The following is a 10,993-nucleotide window of genomic DNA, read 5'->3' as shown; positions in this document are numbered from 1 at the left end:
TGGGAGGAGAGGGAGAGGGCAATGGGCAATGGGCAATGGTAGAGGCGGGAAGAGGGGAGTTGGGAGCGGGAGGCTGGAGGCGGGAAGCGGGAAGTTGGGAGAGGGGCGGGGCAGCGGCGATGATCGCAGGCTATGATTGGGGCGGCTCGTCATGACCGCAGATGTAGCGCGGTCCTTCAGGGCCGCGGGCTCCTGAGCGCGGTGGTCGCAGCCCTGATGGTCATTACAAGAATAAGTTGAAGCCGGGACCCTCACCCCCATCCCCTCTCCCACGGGGAAAGGGAGACCCCGTTCCGCACAACCCACGTTCCCTACCCCGACCCTCACCCCGGCCCTCTCCCTAGAAGGGAGAGGGGGACGGCTTCACGCCTCGCCCCGTATTACGCAAATTGCGATGACGTAGGGGCGGGGCTCCGTCCCCGCCCGCGGGCGACCGCGGAGGGTCGCCCCTACGGTTACGAATCGAGCGTTGACGACCCAGCGACGGTAGCGGGGGAAGGCGGAATCGGTTACACTTAGTGGGCATATTCACGGAGGTCATGCGATGGCGCGCGGCGAGGAACTGGGTCTGCGGCTGCGGGAGATGCGCAAGCTCCTCGAAGCCACGCGTGACCTGGCCGGCGAGCAAGACCTGGCGCACCTGGTGGGCCAGTTCTCGCGCCACGCCGCCGCCGCCGTGGACGCCGAGCTCGTCCGCATCTGGTTCACCCGGGAGGCCCACGATCGGCAGTGGTTCCACCTCCCGGTGACGGCCGGGCACGTCCTGGACGCGGGGCAGGGCGCGTTTTTGGAAAAAGTGCTCGGGGGCGGAACGTCCCTTTATTTTTCCCGCCGCGGCGCGCGGGCGGCGGAGCGCGCGCACTTCGACGAGCCGGGCCTGCGCGTCAAGAACGCCCTCTTCTTCCCCCTCAAGGACCACCGGGGTCGGACCATCGGGGTACTCGGGGCGCTGAACAAGCGCGAAGGGCGCTTCACCGCCCGCGACGGGGCGCTGCTGGCCCAGCTCATCGCCTACGGCGGGGTGACCCTGGCCAACGCGGCGGCGCACCAGCAGGCCCTGGCGATTCTCAAGCGCCAGGACAACCTCTTGGACGTGGGCCGCGCCCTCTCCGGCGAGCGGGACCTGCGCTCGCTCCTCAAGCTCGCCGCCCGCGTCACCACCGAGGTCATGGACGCCGACCGCACCTCCGTCTTCCTGCTGGACGAGACCGCCGACGAGCTGTGGAGCATCGTGGCCCAGGGGATGGCCGAGAACGAAATCCGCATGCCCTCCGGCGCCGGCATCGCCGGCCACGTGGCCTCCACCGGCGAGATAGCCAACGTCCCCGACGCCTACGCCGACCCCCGCTTCAACCGGGAGGTGGACCGCCGGACGGGCTACCGGACGCGCAACATGCTCGTCATGCCCCTGAAGGGCCGCGAGGGGCGCGCCCTCGGCGTACTCCAGGTGCTCAACAAGCGCGAGGGCCCCTTCACCTTCGACGACGAGGAAGAGCTCCGCGTCATCGCCAGCTACACCTCGGTGGCGGTCTCCAACGCCCTGATGGGCCGCGAGAACGACCGGCTGCTGCACCGCCAGCGGGTGATTCTGGAGGCGGCGCAGGCCATCGGCCGCATCATGCCCCTCGCCGAGCTCCTGGGCATCATCGCCAAGCTCACCAGCGAGATTCTGGACGCCGACCGATCCACGGTCTTCATCCTCGACCGCGACCGGGGGGAGCTTTGGAGCATGGTCGCCGAGGGCGAGCGGGAAATACGCTTCCCGGCGTCCAAGGGCATAGCCGGCGCCGTGGCCACCACCGGAAAAACCCTCTACATCCCCGAGGCCTACGACGACCCCCGCTTCAACAAGGAAATAGACCGCCAGACCGGCTACCGCACCAAGTCCATGCTCACCATGCCCATGCTCGACAAGCGGGGCGAGGTGATGGGTGTGTTCCAGGTGCTGAACAAGAAGGCGCCCTCGGGACGCCTGGAGGACAGCCTCCCCTTCGACGCCGACGACGAGAATCTCCTGACCATGCTGGCGGGCCAGGCGGCCATCTCCATCGAGAACAACCTCCTCTACCGCCAGCGGCAGGAGATGTTCTCGAGTTTCATCGAGACGCTCTCCGGCGCCATTGACGCCCGGGACAAAATCACCTCGAACCACGTGAACAACGTCACCCGCTACACCCTGGGCATCGCCCGAGAGATGGGCCTGCCGCCGGTGGAGCGGGAGGTGCTGCGGGTGGCGGCGCTGCTGCACGATTTCGGCAAGATAGGCATCCGCGATTGCATCCTGTGCAAGCTGGGGCGATTCACCCCCGACGAGTACGAGGAGATGAAGACCCACGCGGCCATCACCCGGGAGCTTTTGGACAAAATCACCTTCGAGCGGCCGCTGCGGGAGGTGCCGGCCATCGCCGCCGGGCACCACGAGAAGCTCGACGGCACGGGCTACCCCGAGGCGCTTTGCGGGGATGAGATACCGATGGGGGCGCGGATCATCGCCGTGGCCGACATTTTCGACGCCCTGACCCAGAAGCGGCACTACAAGGAGCCCATGAACACGGAGCGCGCCATCGGCATCCTGCGCGAAGAGGTGGAGAAGAACCACCTGGACGGGCGCTGCGTGGAGTCCTTCATCGCCTGGTTCACCCGCGAGGAACCGGAGTAGACGACAGGTCCCGGATATCCCCCCCCAAAAAAAATTGGTCTCTACCCCTTGACAAAAGTTAACTCATAGGTTAACTTACCGGGCGGTCAGCGATGGGTGAGCTTGTAGTGTTGCACTATCGAGGCGTGTACCGTACAGCCTTCTATTATTTAAAAGAAAACGGAGATAATCCTGTCCTTGATTTTATAATGGGACTTCAGCACAAACGCCCAAAAGAATGCACAAAATTACGCAATAATATCTACAAGGTATGCGATGTTCAGAGACCAAATAAGGAAATTTTTCATCATCAAGGAGATCAAATATATGATATTAAAGCGCACCAAGCCCGCATTTTTAGTTTTATGGATGGTTCCAACCTAATAATGTGTCACGCCAATATTAAGAAGAAGGATAAAACCGATCGTTCCGACATAGATAAAGTCAAGTTATTGCGTAAAGAGTTCTATCAAAGGAAAGGAACTAAAAAGTGAAAGTCAAAGACGGACTTCACTATGAGCTCATCGAGCTCTTCGGTGACGAACGCCAGATGGCCGAAGAAGGGCTCATCTTCGACGTGAGCCAGCAGCTCTTCGAGGTCATGGAGAAGAACGGCGTCAGCAAGGCGGAGCTGGCCTCCAGGCTCGACTGCTCCAAGGCGTACGTCACCAAGCTCCTCCGCGGGCCTTCCAACATGACTCTGCGCAAGGTGGCCGAGGTGTTCCACGCCCTGGGTTACGTCCTCAAGCTCAAGGCCGCGCCCAAGGACGAAGAGATGGATTGGGAATGTGTCAAAAAGCAACCCGACCGCCGCCCGCAGGACACCCCCGCAACCTCCAAGGTTTCGACGATCCCGATCGGCGAGAGGACCTCGCCGAAGAAGGCTAAGGCAGCCTCGTCGAGGGCGCTCCCGCATTTGAAGACGCACGGGGCGGCCGCGTCGGTGGGGAGAAAGCCCGCCTCGACCAGGGGCGGGGTGAGAAAGGCTCATGCCGCGCCTACGTCCAGGAAGCGTACGTCCACGGTCGGAAGCGCCAAGGCCCGGAAGAAAAACGCATAGGAGTCCTTCATCGCCTGGTTCGCCCGCGAGGAACCGGAGTAGCGACCCCGCCGTACTGAAACTCTCCACCCCGAGGTTCACCCCATGGCCTGGCAGTACCTCATCGCCGCCGTCCCGATTCTTTTGTTCAGCCTCACCTTCCACGAGGCCGCGCACGCCTACGTGGCCTACCGCCGCGGCGACGACACCGCCAGGCTCGCCGGCCGCCTCACCCTGAACCCCATCCCCCACATAGACCTCATCGGCACCATCATCCTGCCGCTGGTGTTGATCCTGTCCAACGCGGGGTTCATCATCGGGGCCGCCAAGCCGGTGCCGGTGGACTCCCGCAACCTGCGCGACCCCCGGCGGGACATCCTGAAGGTATCGCTGGCGGGGCCGGCGTCCAACTTCCTCCTCGCCGCAGGGTTCTTCGTGCTCCTCCAGGTCTCCTACCTGGTCGGGATGGACCCCCTGGCCTTCAACCAGTTCACCTTCGAGCTCAATATCGGGTTCGCCGGGTTCTTCTCGGCCATCCTCAAGCTGGGCGTGCTCTACAACCTCGTCCTGGGCGGGTTCAATCTCCTGCCCATCCCGCCGCTGGACGGGTCCAGCGTGCTCTTCCACTTTCTGCCGCCCAAGGCCGGCCACTACGCCTCCCGCGTCGCCCCCTACGGTTTCATCATCATCATCGTACTGTTGATGACGGGGGTCCTGTCGCCGTACTTCACGCTATTTTTCCGGTTGTTCGACGTTCTGGTCTCGCCGCTGTTTTAATGCGGTCAGCCGTGTAGACGTGGGACTAGGGTGAGGGGTGTAGCGGCTTCCCTCTCCCTCCGGGAGAGGGATTGAGGGTGAGGGCCACCATTGATAATAAGCGGCGGGGATTTGCCGGAGGCATAGCTCGCTTCGCTCGGTTAAAATCCCCGCCCTACATTCAGGCGCAAGGCGGTGGCGAAACCCGCGGGCGGGTGTGGAGACCCGCCCCTACGTCAATATCCGGCGACCCCGTAGGGGCGACCGTCCACGGTCGCCCGCATGTTCCCTCTCCCTCTCAGGGAGAGGGGGGGCCGCTCCGACCCTCACCCCGGCCCGTGCCTCACGGATTGCGATGACGTAGGGCGGCCCCGTAGGACGAGTCCTCTGCGGGCCGCCGCGATTGGGAAAATCCGCGTCTATATTTTCTAAGGCACCCCTCACCCTAGCCCTCTCCCCATAGGGGAGAGGGGACACGCGGCAACCCTCACCCCAACCCGCAGGCGGAGGGTGGCCCGCATTCGCACGACACCGGGAGGGGCGCCGCCGCCCCGGATTGGTGTATAATACGGGGCATCCCGCGCCGGCCGCGGGACCTTCCCCAAAAACGCGCCGACAAATCGGAGCCCCGTGACGGCCAGGCTCGAAAAGTTCCAGCTGCCGGCGGTGGCCGGACTGTTCCTCATCTCCGGTGTCGCCGGCCTCGTGTACGAGGTCGTCTGGCTGCGCCAGCTTTCCTTCGTCTTCGGCGTGACGAGCCAGGCGGCGACGACGGTCCTGGCCGCGTTCATGGGGGGGATGGCGCTGGGGAGCTGGCTCCTGGGCCGCGTGGCCGACCGGATGCGGCGGCCGCTCTTCTTCTACGCCCTCCTCCAGGCCGGGGTGGCCGCCACCGGGCTCCTCGTCCCGCTTTTACTCCAGCTCGCCCAGCTCCTCTACGTTCCGCTCTACGGCGCCACCGGCGGCTCCGGGTTCGTCTTCACCGCGGTGCGGGCCGTCCTGGCGTTCCTGGTTTTACTTCCCGTCACCACCCTCATGGGGGCCACGCTCCCCGCCCTGGCCCGGCACACCAGCCGCACCCGGGAGGCCATCGGTCGCCGCACCGGCCTCCTCTACACCCTCAACACCGCGGGGGCCGTCGTCGGGACGCTGGCGACCGGCTTCTTTTTGATCGAGCACCTGGGCCTCTGGGGCTCGACCATGCTGGCGGCGGGCATCAACCTGGCTGCGGCGGGAGGAGCATTTGCCCTCTCGCGCGCGGACTCGGCGGAGCTGAAGCCCCACGCGGTCGGAGGGATCGCGCCGTCCGACAGGAAAGGACGCCTCCTCCTCTGGCTCTACGCGATTTCCGGCTTCGCCGCCCTCGGGCTGGAGCTGGTGTGGAACCGGATGCTCATCCTCTGGTTCTCCAACGTCACCTACACCTTCTCGGCCATGCTGGCGGTGTACCTGGTGGGCCTGGCGCTCGGGGGGGCCTTCGGCTCCTGGCTGGTGAAGCGGCTCAAGAAACCCCAGCGGGCCTTCGTCTGGGGGGAGATCGGGGTGGGCCTCACCGCGCTGGCGACCACGGGGCTGGCGCTCAACTGGCCCCTGGCGCTGGGCCGGTTCAGCCAGGGCGTGGTCGGAGGGCTCACCGGCTGGGGCTCCCTCGTGGCCAGCTCCCTGGTGCTGACCCTGGTGGTCATGCTCCTGCCGACGTTTCTTCTGGGAATGCTCTTCCCCGTGGCGGTCCGGCTCTACGCCCGGGAGACCGGCGGGGTGGGCCGGCGTGTGGGCGAGCTCTGCGCCGCCAACTCGGCGGGGACCATCCTGGGCGCCGTGGCGACCGGCTTTGTGTTAATCCCGCTCCTGGGGTTCCAGGGGAGCCTGCTTTTATTGACGGGGCTGTCGGTGGTGGTGGCCGCGGCGGCGGCGTGGCGCTGGCTCGAAAAAAGGACCCTGGCCCTGACCTCCTGCGCCGCCACCCTCGCCTTCGGCACCCTCTGGCTACCCTTCGACCGCCTGGGCGAGAACTTCCTCGCTCCCGGCGAGACGCTCCTCTTCTACGACGAAAGTGAGTCGGGGACCGTGGAGGTGCGCGAGCGCACCGACGACCCCGCCAACGGGGGGATGACCACCCGCCGGCTGGTCATTGACGGGAACCAGGCCACCTACACCGCCGTGAGCGACATGCGCAAGAACCGTATGCTGGCCCACCTGCCCATGCTGGTCCACTCGGACCCCAAGGATGTGCTGGTCATCTGCTTCGGGTCGGGTTCCACCTTCGGGGCCCTGGCGGTGTACGACACGGTTGAGCGGGTGGACTGCGTGGAGATAGCCCCGGCGGTGCTGGAGTGCGCCCCGTTCTTCGCCAAATTCAACCTGGACGTCCTGGACAACCCCCTGGCCCGGGTGATAGTGGACGACGGGCGGAACTACCTCCTGTGCACGGACCGGCGTTACGACGTCATCACCGCCGAGCCGATGCCGCCCGCCGTGGCCGGTGTGGTCAACCTCTACACGGTGGATTACTACGAGCTTTGCAAACGGGCGCTCAAGCCCGGCGGGGTCGTCGCCCAGTGGATACCGCTCTACCAGCTCTCCGTGCGCGACGTGCGGATGCTGGCCGCCGCCTTCGGCCGGGCCTTTTCCCACGTCCAGCTCTGGCTCACCGGGAACGACATCGTTCTTTTGGGCTCCGACGAGCCGCTGCGCGCGGACCCGGAGCGTTTCGCCGCGGCGGCCCGCAACCCCGAAATCGTCCGCACCCTGACCGAGGTGGGGGTGCCGGGGCCCGCGGCGCTCCTGGACCGGCTGGCCCTGGACGACGACGCCTTCCGCGAGTACGTGCGGGGCTTCGAGCCGGTCACCGACGACCGCCCCGTCGTCGAGTACTCCGCCCCGCGAAACTTCCACGCCCCGGCGACCATCCACGACAACCTCCGCGCCATCGAGACGTACCGTCCCTGATGCCGGAACGCTGTGATCCGAGTTAGACCGGGCGGCACGGAGGGCGCCGTTCAAGCCGTAGACGGGAGATGCCGTCTACTCGGAGGAAAAGATGAAGGGGTTTCTGATTAGCCTCCTGGCCCTTCTCTCTCTTTTGCCGCTGGCCTGCACCGCGCCGACGGGCGACGACGGCCTGGACCCGGGGCACGCCTACCTGACGATAACCAACGGACTGACTTGGTACAACATCGTTAAGATAATCGGCTGTCGGTCTATAGACGGGGAACCCGACTGGGGTTTCGGGCGGTTCTGGGAAGGGGAACTGGCACCGGGGGAAAGTGTAAAAATCGTGTTGCCGATAGATTCTTATAACATTTATGACATCCGCTGCGAAAACGAAAACGGCGCGACCTATACCCGCTACGACGTGGAAATCCCCGAAGACGGCTACACCTGGGAGGTCACGCAGGAGGACCGAGACGATTAAATGCGCCCTCTACGCCCGCAGCTCGAAGAACCTCCACGACGTAAGCCGCGAATCGCAACTGCGGGCCATGCGGGAACGGGCCGAGACCGCCGTAGAAACGATCGTCCTGGAAAAGGTTGACAAGGCGGTGAGCCACTTCGGCTTTTCTGTGCTATATTTATAGGGTTAGACATTACGTAAGCCCCGGACAGGTGACCCCCATGAAGCTTGCCGATCTGTTGAACGACTTCGCCCTCACCACCCGCACCCAGCTCGTCGTCCTCACCAAGGGCGGCATCGAGCGGCTCGGCTCCACCAAGGACCACTGCCCCGCCTTCTCCACCACCCCGGACTCGTCCTGCCTCGAGAGGCTCACCAAGGCCCACGACCGGGTCATAGACTGCGGTGGGGGCTGCGAGGCGCTCAGCATCCACCCCGAGGTCCCGGGGCTGATGCAGGTGATAATCTGCCGCCGGGGGGACGGCGCGAAGGTGGACCTGGTCGTCCTCTCCCAACTCCTCAGGCTCCAGCTCGCGCCCTACGCGGAACTCTGCGTCACCGCCCCCGACTCCAAGCCGCTCAACACCAACCTGCGCCTGGAGCTGGCCGCTCTCACGGGCCTGCGTGAGATGGAGAACCGGCTCGGGGCCGAGCTGGACCCCGAATCTTTCTTCGGCGAGCTGGTCGCCTACCTGGGGGAGATCTTCGAAGCCGACGCCACGGTCGCCCTCTGGCGCCGTCCCGACGGCGACGTGGGGGCCCGCGCCGAGGGGGTCACGCTCCCCGGACGCCGGGAGCTCGAGGAGGCCTTCGACAAGCTGGGCAAGCTCCCCACCCGCCATACCCCGATCAAGCCCATGCAGAACAAGCACTTCCTGCGCTTCGAGGCGAGCTTCGACCTGAAGCCCGGCTCCGGCGTGGGGATGGCCTTCGGCCCCGTCCCCTTCGCCTACCACGTCTTTTTAGTCTGGAAAAAGCCCGAGGCGGCCCAGGAGTTCCTCGATCGGCTGGAGACCCTCCACGGCCAGCTCGCGGTCTTCGTGGAGCGCCTGGCCCGCCACTCGATCGTGGAGAGCTCCTACCTGGCCACGGTGCGCACCATGATCAACGCGCTGGAGGCCCGGGACGCCTACCACCGCGGCCACTCGGACCGGGTGATGCGCTACGCCGTGCGCCTGGGCCGGGCCCGGGGCCTCGGGCCCGAGGAGCTGACCTCCCTCTCCTTCGCCGCGGTCCTGCACGACATCGGCAAAGTCGGCCTGGCCGAGGAGATACTCGGCAAGGACACCCCGTTGGACGAGGCGGAGTGGGTCGTGGTGCGGCGGCATACCATCGTCGGCGAGGCGCTCGTGGGGGGCATCCCCTACCTGGAGGAGGCGGCCCGCACCATCCGCTACCACCACGAACGCTGGGACGGCGAGGGCTACCCCAACCGGCTGGCCGGGGAAGAGATTCCGCTCCCGGCCCGCATCCTGGCCATCGCCGAGGCCTACGACGCCATGACCTCGGAGCGGCCCTACCGCCACCCTTTGACCACCGAGCGGGCGCTCCTCGAGCTGGAGGGCAACGCCGGGGAGCAGTTCGACCCCGATCTGGTGCCTCTTTTCATCGAGAAGGGCTGCTACGAAGAGCCGTAGCGCCGCACGGGTCGGGAAAGCGGTGAAGAGCGCCGGAATTGGCGCATCCACAACGACATCGGTTCTATTAAGTCTTGACAAACGGCCGACGGAGTCATTAAATTGTAGGCGTTTGCAGTTTCGGCTGACAATACCAGGGGGCCCCTATGGGAAAGAAAGAAAAACCCGCGGAGAAGCCCGAGCAGTGGGAAGAAAACCTCATCTCAAGCCTGTCGCTTTCCCAATCCAAGGGCGATGACAAGCAGTACCTGCAGATCCGCGACAAGCTCACCGAGCTCTTCGCCAAGTCCGAAGGCGTCCTGCGGGAGCTTGCGGACGAGACCAAGCACACGCAGGAGAACCTCGACCTCGTCAAGAAAAAGGGCAAGGAGATACAAGAGCTGGCCGACGGCCTGCGCGAGGTCTCCGGGTCCCGGGAGCAGATAACCACCGACCTGGACGAGATCCGGCTCACCTCGAAGGTCATCGAGAAGTCCAAGAAGCGCGTGCGGGACGTGGCGGGCAAGCTGGACACCGTTATCGCCGAGACCGAGGAGAAGCTGCGGGGCTTCGAGAACAACCTGTCCGGCTACCGGCAGGAGCTGGACCGTCTCTTGAAGAGCGAGACGGGGGTCGTCAAGGCCAACCAGGAACTGGCCAAGGTCTCCAGCCGGCTGGACCAACTGGACGCCAAGGCCGCCGAGGTCGCCGACAACCTGGCCGACCTGAAGCGCGAGGGGGAGGAGATAACCAAGCTCCAGACCCGCCTGGAAGAGGCCGCCAAAAAGGTCGAGACCATTTCGGGGAACATGAGCGCCGTGGACGGCCGGACGGAGAACCTCGTCGCCAAGCTGGGCGAGCTGACGACGGAGCTCAACGCCACCCGGGAATCCACGAAGAAGATGTCCGAGGACCTGGCCGAGATAGGCACCTACCAGCGCAAGGCCGACGAGCTCAAGCAGTCCGTCGAGTACATCAAGAACAAGTTCAAGAGCCTGGACCGGGAGCGCGAGATAGTCGAGAAGGTGGCCGCGGAGCAGGCCCGGATCAATGTGGTCTTCTGGGACATCGAGGCCCAGGTCAACAAGATCAACCAGCAGATGGCCCAGGTCACCGAGACCCGTCAGGCCATAGACGCGCTGGAGCTGCGGATGCAGTCCATCCTGGCCGCCAAGGCCGAGGTGGAGGCCGTCCTGGCGGCCACGAAGACCGCCCAGGCCGAGGGCGCCAAGGCACGGGAATCGGCCGCGCAGTTCAAGCTCGCCCTCCAGGAGATGGAGGAAGGCCGTACCGAGCTCGCCAGCCAGCACAACCAGCTCGCCTTACAGACCAAGCAGCTCGACGAGATGGACGTCCGCACCAACACCCTCCGGGAGCGGCTGGCCGAGGTCGGCCAGTTCGAGGAGAAGCTCGCGAAGCTCCGCCTCGAGTCCGCCTCCTTCGACGACCGGCTGCAGAGCCTCTTCGACAAGCGATCCGCCCTGGAGGACGCCCTGGCGACCGCGGGGAGGCTGGGCGAGGAGCTCGAGCGGGTTCAGAGCGTGGAGAAC

8 protein-coding genes are annotated in these 10,993 nt (G+C 65.4%); all 8 read left to right on the top strand.

The genetic code is table 11. The features are described from left to right. Positions 1-544 precede the first annotated feature (544 nt). Complete coding sequence (locus tag NTW26_05265) at positions 545-2,659, top strand: GAF domain-containing protein (GenBank protein MCX7021675.1); 2,115 nt, start codon at positions 545-547, stop codon at positions 2,657-2,659. A 92-nt stretch (positions 2,660-2,751) separates the two neighbouring features. Next, positions 2,752-3,132: a type II toxin-antitoxin system RelE/ParE family toxin gene (locus NTW26_05260; GenBank protein MCX7021674.1), complete on the top strand. Its 381-nt coding sequence runs from the start codon at positions 2,752-2,754 to the stop codon at positions 3,130-3,132. Next, entirely contained in the window at positions 3,129-3,698 is a 570-nt protein-coding gene (locus NTW26_05255) for a helix-turn-helix transcriptional regulator (protein MCX7021673.1), read from the top strand. The genes NTW26_05260 and NTW26_05255 overlap by 4 nt, the downstream gene beginning before the upstream one ends. A gap of 84 nt (positions 3,699-3,782) precedes the next feature. Next, complete coding sequence (locus NTW26_05250) at positions 3,783-4,454, top strand: site-2 protease family protein (protein ID MCX7021672.1); 672 nt, start codon at positions 3,783-3,785, stop codon at positions 4,452-4,454. 609 nt (positions 4,455-5,063) lie between these two features. Beyond that, the gene (locus NTW26_05245; GenBank protein ID MCX7021671.1) at positions 5,064-7,382 is read left to right on the top strand and encodes a fused MFS/spermidine synthase; all 2,319 of its coding nucleotides are present in this window, start codon (positions 5,064-5,066) and stop codon (positions 7,380-7,382) included. 91 nt (positions 7,383-7,473) lie between these two features. Then, a complete protein-coding gene (locus NTW26_05240; GenBank protein MCX7021670.1) occupies positions 7,474-7,848 on the top strand; it encodes a hypothetical protein in 375 nt (124 codons plus the stop codon). Between the two features lie 200 nt (positions 7,849-8,048). Next, positions 8,049-9,464: an HD-GYP domain-containing protein gene (locus NTW26_05235; GenBank protein ID MCX7021669.1), complete on the top strand. Its 1,416-nt coding sequence runs from the start codon at positions 8,049-8,051 to the stop codon at positions 9,462-9,464. Positions 9,465-9,610: 146 nt separating this feature from the next. Then, a partial coding sequence (locus NTW26_05230) for a hypothetical protein (protein ID MCX7021668.1) occupies positions 9,611-10,993 on the top strand: 1,383 nt, incomplete at its 3' end.

This window comes from bacterium (assembly GCA_026398675.1).
In the GTDB taxonomy this organism is placed as follows: domain Bacteria; phylum RBG-13-66-14; class RBG-13-66-14; order RBG-13-66-14; family RBG-13-66-14; genus RBG-13-66-14.
This window is presented reverse-complemented; position numbering and strand designations above follow the sequence as displayed.